Annotated in this window: 24 protein-coding genes; 6 read left to right on the plus strand and 18 right to left on the minus strand. The window is 59.4% G+C overall.

What is annotated here, in order from left to right; genetic code table 11:
* Together FSO04_RS47230 and FSO04_RS14440 are read left to right on the plus strand one after the other, a co-directional pair.
* Nucleotides 1-269 (plus strand): hypothetical protein (locus FSO04_RS47230; RefSeq protein WP_206753078.1); only part of this gene is annotated, 269 nt, incomplete at its 5' end.
* A 975-nt stretch (nt 270-1,244) separates the two neighbouring features.
* On the plus strand, nt 1,245-1,745 hold the full coding sequence (locus FSO04_RS14440) for a hypothetical protein (RefSeq protein ID WP_154560335.1): 501 nt from the start codon (nt 1,245-1,247) through the stop codon (nt 1,743-1,745).
* A gap of 241 nt (nt 1,746-1,986) precedes the next feature.
* Here the strand turns inward: FSO04_RS14440 and FSO04_RS14445 are convergent, their stop codons facing one another.
* From FSO04_RS14445 to FSO04_RS14475, 7 genes are all read right to left on the minus strand, one after another.
* The gene (locus tag FSO04_RS14445) at nt 1,987-2,427 is read right to left on the minus strand and encodes an ester cyclase (protein WP_154560336.1); all 441 of its coding nucleotides are present in this window, start codon (nt 2,425-2,427) and stop codon (nt 1,987-1,989) included.
* Between the two features lie 38 nt (nt 2,428-2,465).
* Complete coding sequence (locus tag FSO04_RS14450; RefSeq protein WP_154560337.1) at nt 2,466-2,813, minus strand: hypothetical protein; 348 nt, start codon at nt 2,811-2,813, stop codon at nt 2,466-2,468.
* A 204-nt stretch (nt 2,814-3,017) separates the two neighbouring features.
* Nucleotides 3,018-3,593, minus strand: a complete 576-nt coding sequence (locus FSO04_RS14455; RefSeq protein WP_154560338.1) for a hemerythrin domain-containing protein — start codon at nt 3,591-3,593, stop codon at nt 3,018-3,020.
* Between the two features lie 381 nt (nt 3,594-3,974).
* Entirely contained in the window at nt 3,975-4,940 is a 966-nt protein-coding gene (locus FSO04_RS14460; RefSeq protein WP_154560339.1) for a hypothetical protein, read from the minus strand.
* Between the two features lie 77 nt (nt 4,941-5,017).
* Nucleotides 5,018-5,821, minus strand: a complete 804-nt coding sequence (locus FSO04_RS14465; RefSeq protein ID WP_154560340.1) for a glycosyltransferase family 2 protein — start codon at nt 5,819-5,821, stop codon at nt 5,018-5,020.
* A 246-nt stretch (nt 5,822-6,067) separates the two neighbouring features.
* Entirely contained in the window at nt 6,068-7,192 is a 1,125-nt protein-coding gene (locus FSO04_RS14470) for a glycosyltransferase family 2 protein (RefSeq protein WP_233464855.1), read from the minus strand.
* Nucleotides 7,189-7,521, minus strand: coding sequence for a hypothetical protein (locus FSO04_RS14475; protein ID WP_154560341.1), 333 nt, complete (start codon nt 7,519-7,521; stop codon nt 7,189-7,191). Before FSO04_RS14475 ends, FSO04_RS14470 begins: the two co-directional genes overlap by 4 nt.
* A gap of 542 nt (nt 7,522-8,063) precedes the next feature.
* Here FSO04_RS14475 and FSO04_RS14480 point away from each other — a divergent pair.
* A complete protein-coding gene (locus tag FSO04_RS14480; protein WP_154560342.1) occupies nt 8,064-8,285 on the plus strand; it encodes a hypothetical protein in 222 nt (73 codons plus the stop codon).
* A gap of 724 nt (nt 8,286-9,009) precedes the next feature.
* Here FSO04_RS14480 and FSO04_RS14485 read toward each other — a convergent pair.
* The 4 genes from FSO04_RS14485 to FSO04_RS14500 all read right to left on the minus strand — a co-directional run bounded on the left by FSO04_RS14485 (nt 9,010) and on the right by FSO04_RS14500 (nt 12,284).
* Nucleotides 9,010-10,542 (minus strand): sensor domain-containing diguanylate cyclase, encoded by a 1,533-nt coding sequence (locus tag FSO04_RS14485; protein WP_154560343.1) that lies wholly within the window; start codon nt 10,540-10,542, stop codon nt 9,010-9,012.
* A gap of 247 nt (nt 10,543-10,789) precedes the next feature.
* The gene (locus FSO04_RS14490) at nt 10,790-11,212 is read right to left on the minus strand and encodes an ExbD/TolR family protein (RefSeq protein WP_154560344.1); all 423 of its coding nucleotides are present in this window, start codon (nt 11,210-11,212) and stop codon (nt 10,790-10,792) included.
* A complete protein-coding gene (locus FSO04_RS14495; RefSeq protein ID WP_154560345.1) occupies nt 11,209-11,919 on the minus strand; it encodes a MotA/TolQ/ExbB proton channel family protein in 711 nt (236 codons plus the stop codon). The genes FSO04_RS14490 and FSO04_RS14495 overlap by 4 nt, the downstream gene beginning before the upstream one ends.
* Nucleotides 11,920-11,921: 2 nt before the next feature.
* The gene (locus tag FSO04_RS14500) at nt 11,922-12,284 is read right to left on the minus strand and encodes an energy transducer TonB (RefSeq protein WP_233464856.1); all 363 of its coding nucleotides are present in this window, start codon (nt 12,282-12,284) and stop codon (nt 11,922-11,924) included.
* Between the two features lie 838 nt (nt 12,285-13,122).
* Between FSO04_RS14500 and FSO04_RS14505 the strand changes: the two genes are divergently transcribed.
* Entirely contained in the window at nt 13,123-15,408 is a 2,286-nt protein-coding gene (locus tag FSO04_RS14505) for a TonB-dependent receptor (protein ID WP_154560346.1), read from the plus strand.
* 79 nt (nt 15,409-15,487) lie between these two features.
* Here the strand turns inward: FSO04_RS14505 and adh are convergent, their stop codons facing one another.
* A complete protein-coding gene (adh, locus tag FSO04_RS14510) occupies nt 15,488-17,008 on the minus strand; it encodes an aldehyde dehydrogenase (RefSeq protein ID WP_154560347.1) in 1,521 nt (506 codons plus the stop codon).
* 474 nt (nt 17,009-17,482) lie between these two features.
* On the opposite strand from adh, the gene FSO04_RS14515 reads away from it, so the two are divergent.
* Together FSO04_RS14515 and FSO04_RS14520 are read left to right on the plus strand one after the other, a co-directional pair.
* Nucleotides 17,483-19,210: a methanol/ethanol family PQQ-dependent dehydrogenase gene (locus FSO04_RS14515; protein WP_154560348.1), complete on the plus strand. Its 1,728-nt coding sequence runs from the start codon at nt 17,483-17,485 to the stop codon at nt 19,208-19,210.
* A 91-nt stretch (nt 19,211-19,301) separates the two neighbouring features.
* Entirely contained in the window at nt 19,302-20,534 is a 1,233-nt protein-coding gene (locus tag FSO04_RS14520; protein ID WP_154560349.1) for a c-type cytochrome, read from the plus strand.
* A 116-nt stretch (nt 20,535-20,650) separates the two neighbouring features.
* On the opposite strand, the gene pqqE is transcribed toward FSO04_RS14520, so the two are convergent.
* The 6 genes from pqqE to FSO04_RS14550 form a co-directional block, all read right to left on the minus strand.
* On the minus strand, nt 20,651-21,787 hold the full coding sequence (gene pqqE / locus FSO04_RS14525) for a pyrroloquinoline quinone biosynthesis protein PqqE (RefSeq protein ID WP_154560350.1): 1,137 nt from the start codon (nt 21,785-21,787) through the stop codon (nt 20,651-20,653).
* Nucleotide 21,788: 1 nt separating this feature from the next.
* Nucleotides 21,789-22,070: a pyrroloquinoline quinone biosynthesis peptide chaperone PqqD gene (pqqD, locus tag FSO04_RS14530; protein ID WP_154560351.1), complete on the minus strand. Its 282-nt coding sequence runs from the start codon at nt 22,068-22,070 to the stop codon at nt 21,789-21,791.
* Nucleotides 22,067-22,786 (minus strand): pyrroloquinoline-quinone synthase PqqC, encoded by a 720-nt coding sequence (pqqC, locus tag FSO04_RS14535; RefSeq protein WP_154560352.1) that lies wholly within the window; start codon nt 22,784-22,786, stop codon nt 22,067-22,069. The genes pqqD and pqqC overlap by 4 nt, the downstream gene beginning before the upstream one ends.
* A gap of 2 nt (nt 22,787-22,788) precedes the next feature.
* Nucleotides 22,789-23,712 carry a pyrroloquinoline quinone biosynthesis protein PqqB gene (gene pqqB, locus FSO04_RS14540; protein ID WP_154560353.1) on the minus strand — a complete coding sequence of 308 codons (924 nt, stop codon included), beginning with the start codon at nt 23,710-23,712 and terminating at the stop codon, nt 22,789-22,791.
* A 69-nt stretch (nt 23,713-23,781) separates the two neighbouring features.
* Complete coding sequence (gene pqqA / locus FSO04_RS14545; RefSeq protein WP_006410019.1) at nt 23,782-23,856, minus strand: pyrroloquinoline quinone precursor peptide PqqA; 75 nt, start codon at nt 23,854-23,856, stop codon at nt 23,782-23,784.
* A 272-nt stretch (nt 23,857-24,128) separates the two neighbouring features.
* A complete protein-coding gene (locus FSO04_RS14550; protein ID WP_154560354.1) occupies nt 24,129-26,102 on the minus strand; it encodes a sigma-54-dependent Fis family transcriptional regulator in 1,974 nt (657 codons plus the stop codon).
* Nucleotides 26,103-26,156 lie beyond the last annotated feature (54 nt).

The following is a 26,156-nucleotide window of genomic DNA, read 5'->3' on the forward strand; positions in this document are numbered from 1 at the left end:
CTGTTGCTGGAAGGCATTGCCTTCAAGGACGGAGAACCGGTGCAAGACGATCAACCCGGTCAGCAGAAACTCGCCGCCTGACGTCGCCGGTCATCAACCGCTCATACACCAGACTTGACCGTATCTCTCGCCGCAATAAACTCAGTAACAGTCATCTGATAGCGGACTTCTCGACGGACGCCAGGCGTCCTTCGGTCGATATCGGTCAGCACGACAGCTTTGCCGTCGATCGACGCCTCAAGGCGCAACGCGCGAATCTCGCGTTCTGATGGGGCTTCCGTCTCCGACATAAGCGTCATCGTGCCTGCTGCACTATGGACAGGCATGGTGAGTCCCCTTCACTCGTCCAGATCAGCACTGCGCCAGCAACTCGCTGTGCGAACTTCGCTGAAATCCTTGTTGTAGTACGCTCACGAACAGAGGTGGGAGTCGTTACCTGAGCTTTGCGAAAATCTGATTTCCAGGTACATCCACGACCCAGTGTGAGTCACGGCTTATCGTCAGCAGCGGAATCGCTAACGTCGACAGGAATACGAGCGATTCTTATCTGCATTAACAAACCGAAAACTTATGCGTTAACGCTGCTATCGGGTCCCGTGAAGAATGGGACCCCATCAAGGTTTGGCTTGCAGGCTATGGTGCGCCAACTTTTCTGAACAAACAGTAGGACTTATCCCACGCGTCGGGGAGCAAAGACCCCCTCTCCGCAGCACGAGGCCGTCGTGGGCAGGAGAGTGCATCACCGGCATGCACCTTCGCTTTACTGGCGACGGGTCGACCGACCCTATCAACGATATTCGTCAAGACGTTAACTGTTCGGTTGTGTCCGGCTCAATGAGTCAGTGACGTAATGTGATCTACGTCAAAGTATGCGTGGAGAATGTCAGAAGGGGAATGCACCGTCGCCTACGCGTTGGGATTCGGTGTCTTTATCGAGTATGGATTGAAGCGCGCAGCTTCGTCGCCGGTCCAATCATTGAGCTGCGCGAATCTCCGTTGCAACGATTCCATTTCGTTGCGACCAAATACCTCATCAGCCGTATCGGTCGATCAAGGGACCGTGTATCGCGCCCTTGAGTATCTCGCACCGGCAAACTTCTCAGGCACCGCTGATTTAACTTGTGGTTGGCACTGGCGCTCTTCTGATCCACGTCAAATGGGGTCGGGCCAAGGCGGTCGATGATGCGATCAGGCGAGAAAAACTCATAACTCGCAGGTTCATCGATCGATGTCGGGAGACCGTCATGAAAAAATTCCTTGTTGCTGTTGTCACTGGTCTTGCCCTCAGCGGCCAGATGTTACCGACAACCGCAGCCGCGCAGACCACGCAAACGAAAAAGGCCCCTCCCGCGCAGGTGCCTAACACCGCTGAATTCGACAAGCAGCTCGCGCAGGTTCGGGCAGAGATGAAAACGATGCAAGCCCAAATGGATCAGGTCCGTCAGACGCAGGATCCACAAGAGCGGCAGCGGCTTTTGCAGCAACACTGGGCCACGATGCAAAGTGCCATGAGCGCAATGCGCGGTCTATGGCGACCGGGAATGATGGGCGGTCCTGGGATGATGGAGCCCGGAATGATGGGCGGTTGGGGGCATATGGGCGGCTATTACTCGAACCTGACACCCGAACAGCTTCGGCGACGCCAGTATATGACCGACCAGTACCTGAACATGCAGCAGATGATGATGAACAATATGATGTTGCACCAGCAGTACCTGATGGGGTTGCCTGCATCGACGAAATAGACGCGGACGCCGCCGTGAACGCTGACGATCGCCGATCTGTGCCACGGTACCTGATCAGTCACGCCTGGCAACTAGAGGAAGAAATGGCTGTTGTCGCCCGGAAGCTGCCCTTGGGGTCGCGCTTCCCGCAACGGCCGGAGAGGGTCGCCCGCGTCGGTAGGACATTCGAGCGACTTCTCTGCGCGGACAACGAGCCTTCGATTTAGTCGATTGCAACCGTTCGTAAATAGACAATGCTTGTTCAATTGAGGCTGGGCGGCAGCGTTCCGAGCTGATGGAAGACACTTAGCCAGTCCTCGAGATGCCAGGTTTTCGCTATACGTTCGCCGCGGAACTCGTGAAAAGAGTGAATCGCAAACTCGATTGGCTTGGATGTCGCTGCGATGCCCATCAGAGATCCAGACTGCGTTCCCCTGACTTTTGCCCGCACGCCAACCATGTTTCCGTGGATCAATACATCCAGGATCTGAATGTCCATGTCCGGCAACGCAGAAGCCAAGTCAACAAATACTGGAATCATCTGGTCTGGCCCCCCGGCCGGCCCGAAAGACGCAGGCACGTATTGCCAGTCGGGCGTAACAACCGTCCGCAGAAGCGCTACGTCTTTTTGAGCGTGCGCGCGGTAAAAGCGGCCAATGATCTGCTGCGCAAGATCGCGGGTTATTTCGTTTGCCTGGACCATGGCATCACCTCTCACCGACAGAAGACGACACGCCCGGTCTAGAGGGCATGTTGCAAGGCAAAATTGAAGGCGAGGATGCCAATGGAACAGCCCACCCCAGCCAGAACATTTGTAATTCGATTATCGAGATCGTGATGTCGCCCCAACCAGGCTCCCAGGAGGAAAGCGACTTCGAAAATGATCTGGAGTGCGACGAACACGAGCATGAGCAGATACTCATAGCCCATAAACTTGTAGTTTGAGAAATTCATCCCGTAGTCGAAAATCCACCTGCCGACGCGATGAGTTTCGTAGACGAATAAAAGAAACGGGAACAGATAACTGGCAACGTACGTGGGCATCGTTGCGTGCCGCAGTTCCAGACGAAAGTGGTGCATGGCTTGCATATCGCCTCCCTTCTTGGCGGCAAGCGTCCTCACATCCTGTCACACCTGGAACGATCTGGCGGGCGGTCAAACATTCCATGAGTGTCGCTCGCAGAATGCGCTCTTGCCGGGCCGAACTGGTGATTCCGGGATGAAGGGCACTTACCGTCTAGCATGAACATGCGCCAACGCTGTCGCATTGACGCAGATCAACATTTGCATTTCCTATGGTTCCCGGGTGGCCTTGACGATCATCGCAAAGAGGCGGCCGAGATCTGCCTCAACCGTGACGCCGGCGAACGGATCGCGGTTTGTGCCAAACGCCTCGTCCAGCTCGTTCCAGTCTTCCTCCGTCAGCCACTGACGCGCGGCAGGCAGAATCACCTCTTCTTCCAGGCGCCTGTGATTTGCGGAGAACGCGGCGTATTCTTCGACCATCTTGCGCAACACCGGGAGCGCGGACTCGCCAACGAGTTCGTATCGGGTCAACGCATGTTCGATGTTTCGTATTCGAGCCTTGCCCTCAGCGTGCTGTTTCTCTAACTCGTCGATGGTCTTGTCGAGGTCGTTGGCATGGTGTCGCAAGCGCGCGAACAGGTAGCGCTCTTCCTTGGGATGATGTAGCTGCTCCGGATACTCGCTAATGTAATACAGCATGGACCGAAACATCGTCGGTCTAGGCACGGCTGCGCCGGCACCGAGCAGTTTGACAAAGCGTTGCATGCCCGTGACGACCATCGTTAGCTGCTGGTGTTCCCTAATGATGACCCGTACGGCCTTTCTCGCTACCGGCGTTTGCATATCGAACCCCTTACCCGTCGACACGGCGGGTTCAGCCTGCGGACGGCTGAGTCCCGTGTATCAAAAGTATGGAGGGCACGACGGGTAACCCTATGATCTGCATCAAGGATTCAGGTCAACTCTCGGCCTCAAAGCGGTGTGAGGATGCTTCTGGCAATAGGAGTATTCGTTCTTTTCATGAGAAATCTGGCGCTTTCGCCCAGAAAATCCAAATGCATCAACGGCTTGAAGAATCGTTGACGGCGCGAAATCGCCGAACCGGAGAGCCTTTCTGCAAGCGTCTCTGCGCGAGGCTACCGTCAGATTTCTCACGAGAAGGACGATTGCCCCCTGGAGGGCGAAAAACAGAGTAAACCTCAGCGATCGGAGATGCAGATACCCTCAGTTGAAGGGAAACATAAATCGGCCCGTCACGCTCGTATAGCGATAGCCGCTACCGCCCCCCGCGAAGCCAGCCGTGTGGTTGTTGGTCGTGTCCACGGCGACCTGCCACTGCATGGTCCGGCTACGGTGATTTTGCAGGCCGATGCGCGCTCCCCAGATGTTGACCACCCCGTTCTCCGTATTCTGACGCCCAAGGTCAGCGCTCACGAAAAATGCCGCCTTGTCGCTGAGTGCGGCTCGCCAGGAAAGCCCACCCGAATACTCGGCCAGCCAGCGTGGCGAGTAGTAGTCGCCACGATTGGGATTGCTGTCGTAGTAGTTCCGAGTCTTGATGTAGGAGTTCAGCCCACTGTTTGCCACCAGTTCGTAATTCCATCGCGTGCGCAGCATTGGACGCGTGTTGTGATCCGAGAACCACATCGCACCCGCTACCGCCCCGACGGTAAAACGCGGAGTGAACTGATGATCCAGTACCAGCATGAGGCTGTTATACGTCAGACCTTGCTCAATCCCGCTGATCGAATCGACCACATTTCGCTCGGCGCTCACGCCGAGCGACGTGTCACCGCTGATGTGCCGCATATAGTCGAGCATGCCTGTTGGCGTAGCGTAGCCGCCGGTGTCCATGACGCCCAGGTGCGCGTCCACGATCTGCTGCGCGTCATGTTGTCGGTACTGCCCGTACAAGCCTCGCCCGTAGACCGACCAGTCGGGCGCGTTGTAATGCGTAACGCTCGCGCCCAGCCCCCAGCCATTCGGGAAAAGATAGCCGATGTTCGCCCGTTCTTCGTCGAAGTGGTCGCTGTCGTTGCTGAACAATGCATCTCCGGTCAGCGTGCCGTATTTGCCCGGTCCATCGCGGGACTGGGCATACGCGGACACTGGCGTGCATATTGCCAGGACGCTGGCGAGGCTCAGCGTGCGCCAGAGCGCACGCGCGTCAAGATGGCTGCATGCATACATGAATGGACAATCCCTTTCTTTTTTTCCGTTAGCTCGTCACTTGGTGCCCGAGTGTTTGCCGCGTGTGATGAATCGCATCACGCAGGCTGCAAGACGAGCTCGTAAAACAGGCTGTAGAAGACGAACCCGGGCACGTTGCGGCGCACCTTCAGACCTTGCTCCGCAAACATTCGGGACTGGATCCGGTACATGATCCCATTGACCATCATCACCAATGGCAGCACCAGCAGCGTCACAGGCCCTGCAATCCAGTAGATGCCGAACAGCGCTAGCAGCAGCCCCGGTAAGAAGACGAGCGTATAGACCAGATCCAGATGCGGAAACAACGGGTTCCGCCAGATGAACAGCGTGATCATGCGTGGCTTGAACAATAGTTGCCAGTGCGCCTTGAACGCTTCCATCAGACCGCGAGACGAGCGCTGACACTGTCGGATGAACTCGGGCCACGTGGCGGGCACGTTGGCGCACAGGAAGGCATTCTCGGCATAGCCAACGCGGTATCCGGTCTTCAGGATGGCTGAGGTCGGCACAATCTCCTGGCCCACGACACGCGGCCAGCCAGCCACCTCGCGTAGCACGCACCGGAGACCGCCGTTGACGTGATCTCGGTTCCAACGGCTGTTGAGTTGATCAGCGACATTCGCAACGTCACTTGGACCTCGCGCACGAGAAAATCCGAATCTTGAAGGGCACCGGTACAGGTAATCACTCGCGCGTAACCCGACGAACTGATCGCCTTGCACATATCGGTGAAAATATTCCACCGAGGGACGCTGTTCCTCGAAACTTTCGCGATCGCTCGTCACGAAGACTTCCGATCCTCCTGCCTGCCGGGGTGCCGATATCGGTTGCACATGGGTTGCCGCCGCAGCCACCTTCATTGCGATCCACGACACACATAGCGACGAGCGGGGTGTCATTTCGTCCCCCACGTTTTTCGCGTTTTCAGCAACTCGTCAAGGTAACCAAGTACGCTAGCCGGCTGTAGCAAAAAACTATAAAACAGCAGGTAGGCGGCCAACCCAACGCCATTGCGCCGTACCGTCAGGTGGAGTTGCCTGAACGTTTTTTTTCGACCGAAAACATGACGGCACTCATCAATCCCGCCAGCGGAACCAGGGTGACGGTCATCGGACCGACGATCCAGTAAACCCCGAAAAGAGCAGACACGAGGCCCGGGATAAAGGCAAATGAGAACGCCACATCCAACCAGGGAAACAACAGGTTCCAATAGATAAAAAAGTCGACAGGCGCGGCGTCGACAGGATGTCGGGATGTTGCCGAAACGCTTCCATCATTCCGCGGGCCCAGCGCTGACGCTGCCGGACAAACTGCCGTACCTTCGTCGGCACATTCGTGAAGCAGAACGCATCTTCGCAATGGCCGACCCGATAGCCGGCTTTCAGCAGGGCCCAGGTCAGCACGATGTCTTCGCCGACGCACGGGGGCCATCCCCCTACCTCCCTCAGCACCCGTCGGTCGTATAACGAAAACTCCCCTTGCGCAACCAAGGTTCCCTGATACAGGGACTGCATGCGTTTGATGGCCGCAATTCCGACGAAATAATCCCATTCCTGGCAACGCGTCAACCAGTTTTGACGGGAGTTTCTCACCAGTATCGCCCCCGCTACGGCGCGCGTGTTCGGCGGATTGTTCACGTACCGTTCGACGATGTTCACGAGCGCTCGACCATGTAGCTGGGAATCCGCGTCGACCGTCAGGATCAAATCATGCTGCGCGCGGCTCAATCCTTCATTGAGTGCATTGGCTTTCCCATCATTTGTAGGGATGTCGATGAGTTCCAGCCACGCGTACTCGGTCCGCGCGGCCCTTACCACCTGAGCGGTGCGATCGCGCGACCCATCATTAATGACGATCACCTGCATCGACGCCGGATACTGCTGCCGACCAATGGCCGCCAGCGTATCGTGTATTGAGGCCTCCTCGTTGTAGGCTGCGATCAGAATTGTCACGGGCGGATAGCTCGCCGACGGCGCATGAGTCGGGCGCCGGTCAAGTAAGAGGCTGACCACGAGAAAGGCATTCATGAAGCCCGGCACGATCGCGATGCCGCCGACCGCAAGCACCGTCGCTATACTTCCGATCCAATGAGACAGATCCGCCATCCATGGCCGCGCGGCCCACACGGAAAACGCTGTCCAGCTTGTTGCCGCGCACAACGCCAGCAGAAATTTGCAGCGTACCGAGAGATAGGCATGATGTCGATGGACACTGGGGGCTGTGTTATTCATTCGAGTCGGCTCGCGTTACAGATACGCTTATAAGGAGCCAATCTGGTTCCTATAAACATATAGTCGGTCTCAAGCTTTCGTTGAATACCCACGCGGGCAATGGTGCAATTGGCCTGCAGGGCAAGTGTGATGTTGAACGTCGTAGTACCTGTACCATTCGCATAGGATGCTGCACGCGCGAACGGCCGGGTCGGACCAAATCGGCGTCGCGGCGAGCGCGGGCGAAAATAATCTTTGTTCCATCGTGAGCCTTCCTTGCGGACGATGTGCTGATGTGGATCCGCGCGCACCGCCCACGCCAGGACCACGAACCCTATGACTTTCGTCACTACAGGTTCCGATTCAATTGGAATTCAGAAATAGAAGCTCGAAATTATTCGTTCTTTGCGAGCATGGTCTAACCCCCGATTCACGATGGCGAACTACTGATATTTATTCACAATCCCTATGCATGTTTTATGTCTTGTTTTGATCAGCGATACATTTACGCTGACGCACATCTTAAGAAATAATGTATTCAGTCATTTGATCTGAATCAGAACCCCGTGACGTCTTGCCGAACAGCTGAGACGGCGGGCGGTACCGAACCACACGCAGTCAAAACATTCACTCCCGATGCTGGCTTTCTCATGTCCACACCAACTTATCGACAGAATGCCGGCGCATCTGAACGCGTCTTGCGAGCGCACTTGATGTAGATCAAACCTGCTGCCCCTCCAGGCGCAAATAGCCTCTGGAAGCCGGTATGCCCCGCATAAACGACGAACTCATCATTGGCGATGTAGCGTACAGGGGCACGGCGGAACCCTGCTCCCCCTACTGGTCAATCGCGTGCGAGGTCACGTCGAACCGCTAATTCCAAAGGACCGCTATGAATTTTGGTGCGCACGAAATCTTCCCCTCCGATTGGGTTCGTACTGGAAGCGGCCACACTTGGCTGTTGCAAGCCAGCAAGAAATATCGTGCCGAATCCGAAAATCGTTTCGCTGGAGCAAATGCCGGCCAGGTCAAGATGAAAGTTGCGGATATTCTTCATGTCCAGACAGACCACCACCGCGAAAGCGCACGGGGTACGCCCCTTGAGGTTGCTTGAGCTATGCGTCACGCGGCAAGTGCTCTGTAGGCGAACGCCTACAGAGCATGACGTTCGGCTACGTCATTCTCGGGCTCCTCTGATTTAACTTCGCGGGTGTCTGTCCAATAATAAATTCACGGACCTGTGGAACGACTTTCCGTCGCAGTCCAACCGGAGTTCACGTCATGAACAGCAACCGCGTTTCCCTGCGATCTCTTGTGGATAAATGGCTTGCACCTACGCTTTCGATGCCCGCGAGGGTGACGCAGATTGGTCGGGTGCTCGCGACGCACGGCCGCTATGTGCGACTGGAAGGATGCATCTCGACCGGACCACTGACGATCGTATTCTTCCGGCATGAGGACGGTTCCTGGTGTGTGTTTCCGTCCGTCCCCGCGTCACCCTCGATGTCTGGACGTCTCTTTGCGAACTGAGCCGTCATGCCCATAAAGTGAATCGACCATACACCCATTCTCATTGCGATGGCGCCGCCGAGCGGCCCGCGCCGACGTTGCCACGCTTGCGGCACTGAGAAAATTCGGCCAGACAGTTCCAATACTGTGAAAGAGGCGAGGAGCGCGACGACGGGTGAAAGTAAAACAAGAAATGGTAGATACTTTTCGCTATCGCAAGCACTGGCCCTGACCCCGCACCCAAGTAAGGCAGCTACGGTCTCAAGACCATTACGGTCATGCACGGCATGCTTCCGCGTGCCGAGATCAGACTTGCTAGCGGCACTGCTCTACTTCGCGACCGCGTCCATGGCCCAAAAACGAAATACCCCTTTGCCCGCTTTCTTTGCGTCGTACAAGGCCGCATCAGCCCGCTTCTTCAACAGTTCAAGGGGCTCGTGTTCTGTTGCGAAGGCAATGCCGATGCTCACGCCAATTTTCACCGTCGCGCCTGCTGATAGCGCATAGGGTTCGGATAGCTGCTGGATAATGCGCTGCGCAAGTGCGGCGGTGGAGGACGTGGTTGAGCTCTCAAGGACAATGGCGAATTCGTCGCCGCCGAGCCGTGCCACCAGCTCCCCTTGTCGCAGCGTCCGTCGCAATCGCTCGCCGACCATTTTCAGTACTTCGTCGCCCGCCGCGTGGCCAAAGCCGTCATTCACCTGTTTGAAGCTGTCCAGATCGAGATACATCACCGCCAATGCCGGATCGTGATCGTCCGCGCACCGGGAAAGTTTCCACTCCAGTTGTTCGCGCAGGTAGCGTCGGTTCGGCAGACCTGTCAGCACGTCGTGACGGGCCCATTGAAGAATTCTGGCCTCGGCGGTCCTACGCTGCGTCACGTCCTCGATGATGATCACAGCGCTGCCGTCAGGCACCGGATTGCGAGTCATCTCGAGCTGGCGGCCATCATTGAGATTCAGGTCAAGCGGAGCGTGTTTCTCCAACAGCCATGTCGTACACCGCTCGACAAGCTGCTTCCGGAGCGTTTCGCCATACTTCGCGAGCCCTAACTGACCAATGAACTCAGGGAGAGGGACATTGAGCTTCAGCATCTCGACAGGGGCGCCGAAAAGCTCTGCGGTTCGGCGATTGGCAATGATCACCTTCGCGGCGCTGTCGATGGTGCACAGCCCGTGCGGCATATACGCCAACGCCGCATCGAATTGGGCCCCAAGTTCAGCGTGCCTTTGTTCGGCCGTCATCAGGGCAACAAGCATCGCATAGTGGCGCCTGACCACCGAAGTCATCGCCGCAACGTACAGGCAAAGTGGTGGCACCAGAATCCACATTGCGCTACGGGAGGCGAGCAGCCCGGCCAGTCCAATGGGAATTGCCCCTAGGCAAATCTGCGCGATCGCCAGCCGGGGCAAGGCTGCATTTCTTGATGCTATTCCGCCTAGAATCCCGGCCGTCACCATGACGGCGAGCGCTGCCAGTTCGCCGTCATGGGACAGGATGCAGCCCATCGTACCGAGGCCGAACAGCAGGCAGGCCAGTAGCGAAGGCGGGACGTATCGGACGGCCCACGGGCCAGGGTGAACCGCACCCGTACGGCTGCGCACGATGTAAGCACGAGCGATCCCGAGCCGTGTTAACAGGAGGCCAATATCCGCCACGAGCCATAGCTCGGCCCACGTCTGATGCAGACGGATCGCGGCTACGAGCGCAATGAAACCGCTTGCGCCCCCCGACATGACGAGCGGCCGTATGTTTTCAAAGAGCGTCGACAGCAGTGACGAACGAACGGCGACCGTGACGTCGCCGTTGTGCGGCGCTGGCGTCGCAAGAATCGAATCGAGAATGAATGTCTTGCCGGGCATGCTATGACCGCATCTGAAATTTTCTGCCAGGCCGCGTCGAGTGACGACTGCTCCCTGTGTTTGCGGAGAAAGCAGTGCTCTTACCGGGCGCTCAATGCCACTTTTTCGTTAGAGAACGTTGAACTGAGGAACTCTCGCTTTAACCGGTTCGTCCCCGTATGCGCGTTGACTATAAACACCCAATGGGCAACTCCGTTGATTTAAGTCAAAGGCATGAAAGGGGCATGAAGCGCAGGGCCGCGCTACGTCAATTCCGTGGCACCACGTTCGCCGTTATGACTGCGACGTGCGCGATGCCCGCATGGCCGATTCTGGCGAGCAGATTCGCAACAGCGCCGAATGGTTGGCTTTGATCGGAACGCAGGTTCACCACGGTCGGGTCATCCCGCGCTGCGATGCGCTTGAGCGTCGGCTCCAGTTGGTCCGCGGCGATGTCGCGGCCGTCGATCGTGAGCTTGCCGTGTGCATCGAGGCTGACCGTCACCGCGTGATCACGCGCTTCGGGCGCGCTGGCTGCAACCTTCGGCAGATCGATATGCAGCCTTCTGGTCAACATCGGCGCCATGACCAGAAGAATCACGACGAGTACCAGCATGACGTCGACGAGCGGCGTGATGTTGATTTCAGCGAGCGGTTGGTCCGTGTCTTTTGCGTTCGAACGGGAAATCATGTGAGTACCTCCGCCCGATGAGCGCCCGTCACCGCGCGAAAACCGTTGCGTTGCGCAACGTTGACGAGATCCGCGGCGTAGTCCTCGAGATCGGCAATCGAGATGTGAACGCGGCGCACAAAGAGGTTATAGGCCAGAGCAGCGGGGATGGCGACGGCGATCCCGATTCCCGTCGCAGTCAGTGCTTGCCCGACCGGGCCGGCGACCCCTTCGATCCCGCTCGCGCTGCCCACAGCGACCGCGTGCAGTGCATGGATAATGCCGAACACCGTGCCGAACAGGCCGATAAACGGCGCGGTAGTGGCAATCGATGCAAGCAGCGCCAAGCCGCGTTCAAGCGTGCGCCTTTCTCTTTGGATCTGTTGGTTCAGGAAGCGATCGAGCAATTCGTGGCGGTCCCAGGCCACGAATTCTGCATTGGCCGCTGCCGTCTCCGCTGGGGCGGTGCCCGACCATGCGGCGAAGCCGGCGCGCGCCACGCGCGCCTTCGGACACTCCGAAGCGTGTGACGGGCTACCTGGCATGCCCGACGGATCGCGCTCGGCAGCGCTCCAGAAGAGCGCTGTGAAGCGCCGGTTCTCAGAAGCAAGATGCCAGTACGCGCAGCCTTTGTACAAAATCAGCCACCACGTCAGCAACGAACATGCTGCGAGCAAGCAAAGCGAAGCGTCGACAATGAGCTGTGTGGCGACGTCAGATATGTTCATGGTCAGGCTCCAAGTTTGAATTCGATGGGTACCTGGACCCATCCATCGACCGGCTGAGCGCCACGGCGAGCCGGCGCAAATCGCCAGTTGGTGACGGCTTCGAGTGCCGCGTCATCGAGCGACTCGTGGCCGCTCGACGACGCGAGTCCGACGTGGTCTGGCCGGCCGCTGGCCAGCACGTGAACCTTAAGCATGACGGTGCCTTGCCAGCCGCGTTGTTGAGCCACGCCTGGGTAGGTCGGCGCGGGATTGTGCAGGTAAGCAGCGCCGAAGCTCGGTTCGGTGAGCGGTTCCTGTGCCGGCTGGGAGTCCGGCGATTGTGCTGCCGACGCATTGCGTGCTTCGCGACCGGTATCTGTGGACACCGGTTGTGGCGTCGCTCTCGGAGCTGCAGTCGAGGGCGCAGGCTGCCGCTTCGATTCATTGTTCGGCGCGGTCTTTGCGAGCGGTTTCGATGGCGAAGCCTGAGCCGAGTTTCTCGGAGTGGTCATATCTCTTGCACGGCGCAGCGGGATCGAGGGCGGTGGCGCGGGAGATGCCATAGCCGGCGTCAGGTCGGCGTTGCGGTCTGCTGTTCGTGTTGAAATCGCGGCCGGTGGCGGTACGGTACCCCCTACATCGAATTGCAGGTCCAGTGGATGCGGCGCCGTGTATTCCAGGTTTTCCACGGACACGCGCCATGCCTTGAGCACAACCGTGCAATGGACGGCAAGCACGACTAACGCAATGGCATGCGCGCGTGCTCCCCGAAGGTCGCTGAAAACGCGGCTGGTGTGCGGCGGGAGTCGGCTCGCTGCGACGCGCACCGGCGGGTTCGCCGCCAAGGCGCACTGAAGGCCACGCACTCTGCGTCGCGCCGCGTTTGCACCTTTCAGTGTTGAAGTGATCATGCACGCCACCCCCGGATTCTGATTGCCATTCGGATCGCAACATGTGTGCCGGTCGTGAAGACGCGCGTGCGGCCTTGTTTCGATCAAGCGCGGACCGAAGGCGCGCGTTCAGTGTTCCCGTTCGCAACACCGCTGTACCAATTCGACACAGGTGTCACATGAGCGAAGGCAAACGCGGTACAGCGTTCGACATCGCGTCGCATAGCGTCGATCTCCGGCATCGATGTTGCTTGGAAGTGGGTACATCGAAAACCGCAATCAAAGAACATACCGCGCAGGACCATGAAGTCGATGCGCGCCACGGAGGAGACACATGAAGTCGCATCGCGACGACTGGCGGCGTACGCGCATCGCCACCGCCATAGCGGGCATACTCGCCATGGCCCAGGGTACTTGTGCAGTGGCGCAAGACGAACCCGCATCGTCGTCCTCGCAGGTGATGCCGGTCGTGACCGTGGTCGGCACCGCACCGCTGACCGGCCTCGGCATGCCGCTCACCGAAGTGCCTGCCGCGGTGCAGATCGTCAGCGCGAAGGACATCGAGGCGCAACACCCGAATACCATCACGGCCTACCTGGAGCAGAACGTCACAAGCGTGACGCTCAATTCAAGTCAGGGCAACCCCTATCAGCCGGACGTCAACTATCGCGGCTTCACCGCTTCGCCGCTTCTCGGCACACCTCAAGGCCTGTCGGTGTTCCAGGACGGCGTAAGGATCAACGAGCCATTCGGCGACGTGGTCAACTGGGACCTGCTCGCGCAATCGGCGATCGAACGCATCGAGGTGATGCCCGGGTCCAATCCAGTATTCGGTTTGAACACGCTAGGCGGCGCGATCGCCATCACCACCAAAAATGGCCGCGATAATCCCGGCGGCAGCGTCGAAGTGGAGGGCGGCTCGTTCGGACGCAGGAGCGTGGTCTTAACGCAAGGTGGCCAGTACGGACGCTTTGACTATTTTGTCACCGCTAACGACGAGGCCGATCAGGGTTGGGCCGACCACAACCCCAGCCGCGTGAAGCAGCTATTCGGCAAGGTGGGCTATACGGACCCGCGCACCACGGTCGAGCTGAGCCTCACCGCAGCCGACAATCAGTTGCAAGGTACCCAGACCATTCCGCGCTCGTTTCTCGGCAATACGCGCCAACCTTATACGTATCCCGATGAGAATCAGAATCGCGCGATCATGCTGAACCTGTCGGGCAAACATGACTTCAGCGATGCGTTGCAGCTCTCCGGCGACGCGTACTACCGGCACTACAACAACAACAACCTCAGCAGCAACGTCAATGGAGATTATGGTTCCATCGATCCGGCGACGGGCGCGATCGATACTGTACCTGCGCAGAACGCGCACTCAGTGATCTCGCAGGACAGTTATGGCTTCGCCCTGCAATTGAGCGTCACCGGAAAAGTCGCGGGGATGGACAATCAGTTGACGGCGGGTGTCAGCGGCGATTTTGCGAACACCGGCTTCGCGCAGTACACGCAGAATGCTCAGTTCGCCTCGGATCGCCAGACCGTCGGGACCAGCGGCTTCAGCCTGAAAACCGACGCATCGACGCGGAACAGCAATCTCGGTGTGTTCGTGACCGATACGCTTTCGTTGACCCGCACGATTGCGCTGACGGCCTCGGCGCGCTACAACCACGCTAGCGTCGATATCGAGGATCGCAGCGGCATGCAGCCCCTGTTGAATGGCTCGCACAGTTTTTCGCGGATCAATCCTGCGGTGGGCATCACCTATAACCCGGCGCCCTGGTTGACGGCTTATGCCAACTACAGCGAGGGCACACGTACGCCGACCGCGATCGAGCTGGCCTGCGCCGACCCGGCTGCGCCCTGTTCGCTGCCGAACGATTTCATTGCCGACCCCGCGTTAAAGCCGGTCATATCGCGGACCTTCGAGGCGGGCGCGCGCGGAACGCTATCGTCGGCAATTCACTGGAGCGCGGCATTGTTCCGCACCGAACTTCACGATGACATAGCGTTTGTCAGCAGTAATGGAGCATCGACCTCGACCGGATACTTCCAGAACATCGGCGCCACACGGCGGCAAGGGTTCGAAATTAACGCACGCGCGCAGACAGGTCCGCTTACTGTGAACGCAGGCTATACCTATCTGCGCGCAACCTATCAAAGCAGCTTTGTCGAGCAAAGCGCGAGCAACTCGAGCGCTACCGCCCAGGGCAACATTACGGTGCACCCGGGCGACCGTATTCCCGGCATTCCGGAAAACACGCTGAAGTTGCGTCTGGATTATGCGGCTACCGCGAAATGGAGTGTGGGAGCAAACATACTCTATCGCAGCTCGATATTCGCCCGTGGCGACGAGAACAATCAGGACAGTAATGGGCGTATCGCGGGCTATGCGATCGTCGATCTGGACACGACCTATCAGGTCACGAAGCAACTGCAGCTATTCGCGCATGTGAACAATCTGTTCGACAAACGCTACGCCGACTTCGGCATCCTCGGGCAGAATTTTTTCAATGGCCCCGGCCATTCGTTCTCGCCCGATGCGGTGACCAACGAACAGTTTCTCGGTGTGGGTGCGCCGCGCGGCGTATGGGTTGGATTGCGCTATGCGTGGAAGTAAAGCGGGGATGCGGGCCGCGACGTATATAACCACTTGTCTGGAGCGGGTCTCACACCGCTCCAGATCCGTGCGTAGTGGGCTAGAAGAAACCCAGCGGCTGCTCGCTATAGCTGACGAGCAGATTCTTGGTCTGCTGATAGTGGTCGAGCATCATCTTGTGAGTCTCGCGACCAATGCCGGACTGTTTGTAGCCGCCGAATGCCGCGTGCGCCGGATAGGCGTGATAGCAATTCGTCCATACGCGGCCTGCCTGGATTTCCCGGCCGAAGCGATAGGCACGTGTACCGTCGCGAGTCCATACACCGGCGCCGAGGCCATACAGCGTATCGTTGGCGATTTCGAGCGCTTCCTCTTCGTTTTTGAATGTCGTCACCGACACCACCGGCCCGAAGATTTCTTCCTGGAAGATACGCATCTTGTTGTGGCCACGGAAAACAGTCGGCTTCACGTAGTAGCCTTTGCTCAGTTCGCCGCCGAGCGTATTGCGTTCACCGCCGATCAGACACTCAGCGCCTTCCTGCTTGCCGAGATCGATGTATGAGAGGATTTTTTCGAGCTGTTCCTCCGAAGCCTGGGCGCCGATCATTGTCTTCGTGTCGAGCGGATGCCCCTGCCTGATTGCGGCGACGCGCTTCAGGGCACGCTCCATGAAGCGGTCGTAGATTTTTTCATCGATCAGTACACGCGATGGGCACGTGCATACTTCACCCTGATTTAACGCAAACATCGCGAAACCTTCGAGTGCTTTGTCGAAGTAGCCGTCGTCGCGATCCATCACATCGGCGAAGAAAATGTTCGGGCTCTTGCCACCGAGTTCGAGCGTCACCGGGATGATGTTCTGGCTCGCATACTGCATGATCAGGCGGCCTGTGGATGTCTCGCCCGTGAAGGCAATCTTCGCGATGCGCTTGCTCGACGCGAGCGGCTTGCCGGCTTCGAGGCCAAAACCGTTGACCACGTTCAGCACACCCGGCGGCAGCAGGTCCTGGATCAGTTCCATCAACACCAGGATCGATGCAGGAGTTTGCTCGGCAGGCTTGAGCACGATGCAGTTCCCCGCGGCCAGCGCGGGCGCGATCTTCCACACCGCCATCAGGATCGGGAAATTCCACGGAATGATCTGACCGACCACACCGAGCGGCTCGTGGAAATGATAAGCCACGGTATCGGCATCGATCTCTGAGAGCGTTCCTTCCTGTGCGCGAATGCAACCGGCGAAATAGCGAAAGTGGTCGATCGCGAGCGGGATGTCGGCGGCGAGCGTTTCGCGGATCGGCTTGCCATTGTCGATCGATTCGGCAAACGCGATGCGCGAGAGGTTCTGCTCCATGCGGTCGGCAATACGGTTCAGGATCGTTGCGCGCACGGCCGGCGCGGTATCGGCCCAGGCTTTGCGGGCGCGGTGGGCGGCATCGAGGGCGAGTTCGATATCTTCTTCTGTCGAGCGTGGGATCGACGTAAAGGCTTCGCCGGTGATGGGCGACACGTTGTCGAAGTATTCGCCGCGCACCGGCGGAACCCAGTTGCCGCCTATGAAATTGGCGTACTGCCGCGCATACGGAAATTCGACGTCGAGAAACTGCATATCTGCGTGGTTCATGCCTGACTCCTCCAATGATTGTGTGACTGGTGTCGATGGAGACGGTCCGCGTTGGCTCGACGTATCCGCCGTGCTGACACACTTCATCGTGCGGGGCATTCAGCGAGAAGCGTGCCATTCGGTCCTGTTTGCGTCGCGGCAGGCGTCAGGCGAACTCAGATGTCGACCACCACGCGCGACGCATACGTCGCCGCGAGTGGATCGCCTCCACGTGCCGCTTGCTACGTCCGTGTGGTAACTGTCATTTTTAGCAACACATCCTCGCTCGACTGCGCCAGCGTGCAACACCGGTTGTCACTCCGCGATGACCGCGCAATCGCGTAGCAGCGCCCGTCCTTATGATCCGCGACGGCTCGCGGCAACGCCACTGCCAATGGCACGCGACTTGCCTTGAATGGTCAGCAGCCAGTCTGCATTCACTAGACGATGGCGCCGCCGCACGGCCTCGCGTCGACAACTCAACAGGAGACAAGGATGAAAGCACGTTTAACTTCGGCGACGCGGCCTAAGGCGCTTGCGATGGGTGTGGCCGCCGCCGTCAGTCTGATACTGGGGTCGGTCGCAGTAGCCGACGACTATCCCGCCGTCACCTACGAGCGTTTGACTGCCGCACAAAGCGACCCCGGTTGGCTCACGTATTACCGAACCTATAACGGTCAGGCGCATTCACCGCTCAAGCAGATCGACGCAGCTAACGTCAAGAACCTCAAACAGGTGTGGAGCTACAAATTTCCGGCGGATCTGCAGCAGGGTTTCGAAGCGACTCCGATTGTGAATGGCCGCTACCTGTTCGTCACCACGCCGAAGGACAACGTGTATGCATTCGACGCCGCAACCGGCAAGCAACTCTGGAAATTCGAACCCAAGCTCGGCGCGGAATCGTTCAAGACGGCGTGTTGCGACGTGATTAACCGCGGCGTGGCGTTGTACGGCAAGAACGTCTACTTCGCGATGCTGAGCGGCGACGTCGTCGCGCTCGACGCAAAGACAGGCGCGCTTGTCTGGCGCAAGCAGATGTTCGAGCCGGGGCTGGGTTACGCGTTCTCCCTTGCGCCGCTCGCGCTCGACGGTGCGTTGGTGGTGGGCAGTGCAGGCGGAGAGTACGGCGCACGCGGCTTCATCGCAGCATTGAATCCCGACGATGGCAACGTGATCTGGAAGCGCTTTACGGTACCCGCGGCCGGCGAGAAGGGTGGCGATTCATGGCCGAACGGCATGCAGGAGCACGGCGGCGCACCCGCCTGGCTGACGGGCACCTATGACGCCGCATCGAAAACGCTTTACTGGGGCGTGGGTAACCCGGGACCGTGGCTCGCCGATCTGCGGCCCGGCGACAACCTGTATTCCGACTCGCTGCTCGCACTCGATCCCAGGAATGGCAACCTCAAATGGCATTACCAGTACACGAAACATGACACATGGGACTACGACGGCGTCAATACGCCGGTGCTTGCCACGATCAAGTACCAGGACAAGGATTACGACGCCATTATCCATGCGGACCGTAACGGCTTTTTCCACGCGATCGATCGCACGACCGGCAAGCTGATCTACGCGAAACCCTTTGTCACTGCATCGTCGGTCACCGGCTATACGGCGGATGGCTCGCCGATCCAGGACGCGTCGAAATATCCGAAGGCCGGCACGACGATCGAAACCTGTCCGAGTTTCCTCGGGGGCAAGAACTGGTGGTCGGTTTCGTACGATCCGGACAAGCATCTCGCGATCGTTCCCGCTCTGCATGCGTGCATGTCGCTCTCCGGCAAATCAGTGAACTACATGGAGGGCCTGCCGTACCTTGGCGAAGGGTTCGAGATCAAACCGGAGCCGGGCAGCAAGGGTTATGGAGAGCTCCAGGCGATCGACGTCAACACCGGCAAAAAAGTCTGGAGTCACTGGAGCAAACTGCCGTGGAATGGTGGCGTAGCGACCACTGCGGGCGGCCTCGCGTTTAGCGGTTCGCTCGACGGCCACCTGTATGCATTCGATGAGGCGACCGGCAAAGTGTTGTGGCAGAGCCCGAAACTGGCCAGCGGGATCGTTGCTCAACCGTCGGTGTTCGAAGTCGACGGAAAGGAGTACGTCGCCATTCTTGCCGGTTACGGCGGTGCCAACCCGATCTGGGGTGGGCCGATGGCGAAGGCTGCGGAGAAGGTCCCACGCGGCGGCACGCTGTATGTGTTTGCGCTCAACCACGGCTGATGTTCACCAGGCTGCCACGACGGTTTGCCCAGCGCGACATTTGCGCAGGCCGTCCAGCCGTCGTGGCCTGGTCTTTCCCGGAAGCAGGATCATGAAAACTCGACTCAATTCGTTCGCTCTCGCCGGTATGCTGCTGGCTACGGGCACAATTACGCCAGGTCTCGCTAACGCGGGTGTGCGCGTTTGCACGTTTCCCGGCAGTCCATCGACCGCGCTTGACGAGGCCGTGACGCGCGAAGCGTTTCGCACGGCGGGCATTGCGTTGTCGCTCGCACCCGGGGGATTCGACGGGAGTGACGACGACGGCGTATCGCTGAAAGAACTCAACAAGGCGCTTGCGCGTAAATGCGACGTCATTGCCGGCTTTCCGCGCTCGAGCGTCGCCGACGGGTCCGGCAGCAAGCTGACTTTCTCGCGCAGCTATCTGCACTCCGGCTACGTGAGCGTCACCACCCGCGAATCGTCAACGCCGTCCAGCGGCGAGGAGATCGTCGCGGCAACCTATGCGAGCCCCGCGCAGCTTATCGCCGTGCAGCAACCCAACGTCAGGCTCGATCTGGAGAACACGGCGGCACTCACCGTCGACGCCCTGGCAAGCGGACATGCGCAACGTGCAATCGTCTGGTATCCGGCGGTGGTGGCATATACGATCACACATCCGCAACAGCACTTCCAGATTACCAGTACGGTTTCACCGTATGCGGACTGGCATCTGGTATTCGCTTTTGGCAAGAATGGCGCGGCGTTGCAACCGCGCATCGACGCAGCGCTGGAGAAGTTGGCGTCGAACGGCAGGCTCGCAGCGTTGACCCGCAACTGGACACTACCTGAGGCGGCTCAGGCAGCCCGTTCGCCCGCGGCCGAATTTGCCTATCGAGACGGCCCCGGCCGCAGCGATACGATGTGGCGAATGATGCTGGCCGGCAGTCGCGGGTCGCAGCAGGGCCGCTTCATCAAGGTCGATGCAAGCGCCGCGGGCGACGCCCCCGGCTTCGACCGCACGCAGGTGGCGCACGGCAAAACCCTGTACTCGAGTGCGTGCGCAAAATGCCACGGTCCCGCCCTGCAAGGTTTGAATGCACCGGCGTTGCGTGGTCCTGCCTTTGCGCCGGCGGCAAACGCGAAACTGACCATCGGCGGGGTGTACGGATACATGACGAACAATATGCCGGCGGACCGCCCCGGCAAGATGAAACCGCAGGACTACGCGGACATCATGGCGTTCCTGCTGTATTCAAACGGCTATAGCGCCGGTGCCACCAAGCTGACGGACGACAACGCCAAGGCGTCGAAGACGCCGCTCAACGCGGGTACTTCGCAATAGTCTCGACAGCTTCAACGGTCTTGATTGGCGCCAAAAAAATAGCCCGGTGATTCTCCGTCATTCACGGGAATCACCGGGCTTTCTCGAAACTCTCGAAACCGCAACTTCATCTGAAATCATCCCAAACGCAACGAGTTATCCCTGCTGCGGAAAATCAGCGGCTGGACCTGGTCGTCACGTGCCGGCCGCCGCGCCAGCGTCACCACCTGCTCAATTTGCCCGTGATGCGCCGACTTTGCGCACACCGGGTCCGCAGCCGCAGCGTCTCCGGTCAGCAGATACGCCTGGCAGCGGCAGCCTCCATGATCGGTTTCGCGCTCGTCGCAGCTCCGGCACGGCTCGCGCATCCAGCCATCACCACGAAACGCATTGAACGCATGGCTGTGGTACCAGATATCCGCCAACGAAGCGTCCTGCACGTGGGGCAGATCCAGACCCGGCAGCGAGCGTGCTGCGTGGCATGGCAGCGCGGTGCCGTCCGGCGCGATGCCGAGGAACACCGAACCCCACCCGTTCATGCAGGCCTTGGGCCGCACCTCGAAATAGTCAGGGACCACGAACAGGATCCGGCAGCGATCGCCGACGCGTTCACGGTACTGATTGACTGTCGCCTCGGCCTCCCGCAATTGTTCGCTGGTCGGCATCAACTGGTCGCGATTGAGCATCGCCCAACCGTAGTACTGTGTGTTCGCCAGTTCGAGATAGTCGGCGCCCATCTCAAGCGCCATGTCGATGATCTGCCCGACATGCGGCAGGTTATAGCGATGCAGCACGCAATTGAGCACCATCGGATAGCCGTGTGCCTTGATCAGGCGCGCTACGCGATGTTTCAACTCGAAGGTCTTCGTGCTGGACACGAAATCGTTCAGCTCACGCGTCGAGTCCTGGAAGGAGAGCTGAATATGGTCCAGCCCCGCCTCTTTCAGACGGGCGATGCGTGTCTCGTTGAGCCCGACACCTGAGGTGATCAGATTCGTGTAGAAGCCCAATCCACGCGCGTGCTCGACCAGCGTTTCGAGATCGTCACGCACAAGCGGCTCGCCGCCGGAGAAGCCAATCTGCGCTGCGCCGATGCGGCGCGCCTGCGTGATCACGTCGCGCCAGGTGTCGGTATCGAGCTCTGCACCGTGACTGGCGAAGTCGACGGGGTTGTAGCAGAACGCGCAGTGCAAAGGGCAGCGGTACGTGAGTTCCGCCAGCAACCACAATGGCGGGGAGGGGCGAGTGCCTGGGAAATCGATCGTCGTATCCATGTCAATCCAGCCAGCCGCGTTGCCGCGCATGGTCGATGAAGCGGTATACATCGGCGGCAAGGTCCGACACACTGAACAGGTCTTCCAGTTCGTCGATGATGTCGTCTAGTTCCCGGGTTCCGTCGCAGCGCGCGAGAATTTCGCCTGCACTCGGATTGAGTTTGACCATGCCTTCTGGATACAGCAATACGTAGGCATCCTGCGCGTCTTCCCATTGCAGGCGAAACATCGTGCGCAGATGTGGCCGCAGGCTGGCGTAGTGATCGGGGTGTGGAGCGTTCATACCGGGTACGCCTTTTCGATGGCGTCGAGCATTGACCAGAGAATGTCTAGCTTGAAGCGCAGGATGTTGAGGGCACGCTGTTGGGCGTCGGGGGTCTTGAAGTGACTGAGCGTGACGTCGAGCCCGTGCTCGACATCGCGCTGGGCAAGCGGAATGCGGCTGCGGAAGTACTGCAATCCCTGCGCGTCGATCCATGGATACAGGTCGGGCCAGCCGGTCAGACGGTCGCGGTGAATCTGCGGCGCGAACATCTCAGTGAGTGAAGAGCAGACTGCCTCTTGCCACGGCGCCCGCCGGGCGAAATTGACATAGGCGTCCACTGCGAAGCGCACGCCGGGTAGCACCAGCTCGAGCGACCACAATGCCTTGCGGTCGATGCCGACCGCGTCGGCGAGATGCGCCCATGCTTCAATGCCGCCGGGGTTGTCGCCGTAGCCATCGTGATCGTGCAACCGCTCGATCCAGAGGCGGCGCGTCTGCCTGTCATCACAATTGGACAGGATCGCGGCATCCTTGAGCGGGATGTTGATCTGGTAATAGAAGCGATTGGCGACCCAGCCGCGAATCTGCTCAGGCGAACACTTGCCACTGTTCATCCGCTGATTGAACGGATGATGAATATGATAGTGCGCGCCGAGCGCGCGTAGACGCGCTTCGAATTCGTCCGGTGACCAGGGGACGGCGTGGGTAACAGTGGTAGGCAGCGGGGCGTTCATGGCTATACCTGGAATTGCATTCCGTCGCGTGCCACTTCGATACCGCGTGCGCGTATCACGGCATGTTCGGGGGAATGCGGGTCGAGAATCGGATTGGTGTTGTTGATGTGAATCAGCACCTTGCGCGTCGCAGTGGGCAGCGCGTCCAGTAGCTGAACCATCCCTGACAGACCGCGATGGCCGCACTGCGCAAGATGGCCCATGTCGGCCGCGAGGTGGGTCGACAGGCCGAGGTCGATCATTTCGGTCGCGGACCAGAACGTGCCGTCAACCAGAACGAGTTGCGCAGAGCGCATCGCGGCGAGCACAGGTTCCGGTGCGCTCGCGAGCCCCGGAGCATAGAAAACGCGTGCGCCGGTAGCAAGGTTCTCGATCAGCAGTGCGATGTTGTCGCCTGGTGCGGCATTGGCACGCCGCGGCGAATAGGGTGGTGCCTTGCTTTCGATCGGTAATGCGGTGAGGCGGATACCCTCCACCGGCGCGATCGTGAATGGCTGATCGAGCACGATCTCGTGACGCTCGACGCCACAGTAATGGTCGAGCAGCGGAACCAGCGGTAAACCGGTGGAGAGATCGGCGAACACCGGTGCGCAGGCATACAACGGTAGGGGCGTGGTGCGTTCGCGCAGCATCAGCAGGCCGGTGACGTGATCGATCTGTGCGTCAATCAGCACGACCGCGGCAATGCCGCTGTCACGAATCGAGCGGGCCGGTTGCAGTTCCGGATTTGCGCGCAGCTGTGCGAGCAGATCCGGCGAGGCATTGATCAGAATCCAGTCGACACCGTTCTCGCTCACCGCAATCGAAGATTGGGTGCGCGGCAACACGTCGCCAGTCTGGTAACGGGCCCGGTTGCAGTTCACACAGTTGCAGTTCCATTGCGGCAGTCCGCCGCCTGCACCGGAACCTAGAATTTTGATCTTCATGAGCCATGCTCCGGGCGCCGCCGCGCACACCGACATACTGCGATGGGCGGGCGGCGCTTCATCGTTGCTTCAGCGATTGGCGATGTACATCGTGATTTCAAAACCGAAACGCAGATCGGTATAGGCGGGGGTGGTCCATTGCATGGTTGTCTCCTTGGATACGACATGTGATTGAGAAACCGCATTGAGGAAGCGGTCATAATGATCAAATGCAAGGTCTATGCCGGGCTTGTCACGTGCTGCGATCGGTACAGCCGGCGCACGATTAGCGTTTTGCGTCCTGAACGAAAGCGTCGTTGGACACCGACTCACGTTTTGCTGAGGGAAACTGACTAACTAGTCCGGCGCGTGAAACAGCGCGCTGTTCAGTTCGAGGACACCGCTGTTGCAAATTGGAGCACCTGTGCCGCAGGCGGTCAGACGGCGTCGTCGGCGTTGTCCATACCCTGCGGCGGCAGTTTGCGGTAGATCGTATTGCGCGAGACGCCGAGTGCGCGGGCGGCAGCCGACACGTTGCCGCCATGCTGCGCAACCGCCTTGGCGATGGCGTTGGCGGCGACATCCTCCAGCCGCCCGCTTGATAGCGGTAAGGTTTCCGTGGTGCTCGCAGGCGCGGCGGCAGTGCCGCGCACGTCGTCGAAGAAATCGTCGGGCAAATGCTCGCGCCGGAGCTGACCGTCCGCATCGACCATGGCGGCGGCGGTTCGCAGAAGATTGCTGAGCTGGCGAAAATTTCCGGGCCACGCGCATTGCTCGAACAGCGCCATCACCTCGTCGGCGACGCTCAGTCGCTGCCCATCCGCGCTTTCGGATGATGCGGATTGCAGCATCTTCTGGATTACGGCGGATAGATCCGTGCGCTCGCGCAGCGGTGGCAATTTCACTACCAGTCCGTTCAGGCGGTAATACAGGTCCTCGCGAAACCGGTTCTGCACGATCATGTCGCGCAGGTCGCGGTGAGTTGCGCAAATGATGGCGATATCGACTGGTATCGACTTCGAGGAACCAAGCGGATTGATGAGGCGCTCCTGCAGCACGCGCAGCAACCGCACTTGCAGCGGGTAGGGCATGTCGCCAATCTCGTCGAGAAATAGCGTGCCGCCGTTGGCCTGAAGCAATTTGCCGACGGCGCCTTTGCGCCGCGCACCGGTGAAGGCGCCTTCTTCATAGCCGAACAACTCGGATTCGATCAGCGTTTCCGGTATCGACGCGCAGTTGACCGCAACGAACGCACCCGAGCGGCGCGGCGAGTCGTTGTGGATCGCCTGGGCGAGCAGCTCCTTGCCGGTGCCGGTCTCACCGGTAATCAGGATCGGGATGTCCTTGCCGATTACCTTGCGGACTTTGGCGATGACGGCCGCGATCTGCGGGTCGCCGGTGTCCAGATAGCTGAGTCTCGACAGCACGCTCGCGGCTAGGGGAGGGGACGCCACGCGTTGTGCGGGTCGTGACTCGCGATGCTCCTCCGGCGGCCAGGCATCATTGGTGCGTGTGGCACGCCGGAATTCGACGTGAGCGCATACCACCGCGCCGTTGCTCAGGTTCAGCGACAGATGCTGGTCCCGGCTGACGCGCAGACGGTCGATCAGTTGCGCGCTGGTGAGGCCGAATAGCGAGGACAGGGTATGCGCGCGCAAGCTGGTGAGCGGCAATCCCAGTTGAAATTGCGCACTACGATTGGCCGAAAGGAAGCGGCCATCGCAGGTAAACGCGACGATGCCTTCCATCAAGGTGCCGAGGAATTCGGGCCGACCGTGAAATGCAATTTGCAACGTCTCGCGAAAGGTATTGGTAAACAGATGATTCTCGATCATCTGTACGGACATCTTTGCCAGCGCCAGCGTGTGCTGGTGATAGCTGCGATGGTCGCCGGTGACGTCGAGCACGCCGATCAGATCGCCGTACGGATCGAGAATCGGCACGCTGGAACAGGTGAGAAAGCGATTGGCAGCCAGATAGTGCTGTTCGCCATGCACGACTGTCGGACAGCGCTCGGCGAGCGCCGTGCCGATTGCGTTGGTGCCTTGCCGGTCTTCCGCCCAGTTCGCACCCGGACGCAGCGCGACTTTCTCGGCTCGTCGGAGAAAATCATCGTCGCCGATCGAGTGAAGGATCAGCCCTTCGGCGTCGGTCAGTACGATCATGCTCTGTGTGTTGACGATCTGCTCGTGCAGCGTTTCCATCACAGGCGTGGCATGCGCGCACAGGACACGGCTTTGCTCGAGTTTCAATGTGAGTTCGGCTGCCGGCAGCACGTCGTAATCCGGCCGCATCGCGGCGCTCAAGCCGAACGTTTCGGAGCGTTCGTGGGATTTCTGAATCGACGGCGTGAGCCAGCCGGCCTCACGAGTCGCCATTGGCGTTACGGCGTGACCGACATCATCGCGCATTGTCTCCTCCTGCTGGTCAGCCCCGGTCGCTTCGCCAGGGTCGTGCGGGTACAA

It is taken from the genome of Paraburkholderia madseniana (genome assembly GCF_009690905.1).
Classification (GTDB): Bacteria; Pseudomonadota; Gammaproteobacteria; order Burkholderiales; family Burkholderiaceae; genus Paraburkholderia; species Paraburkholderia madseniana.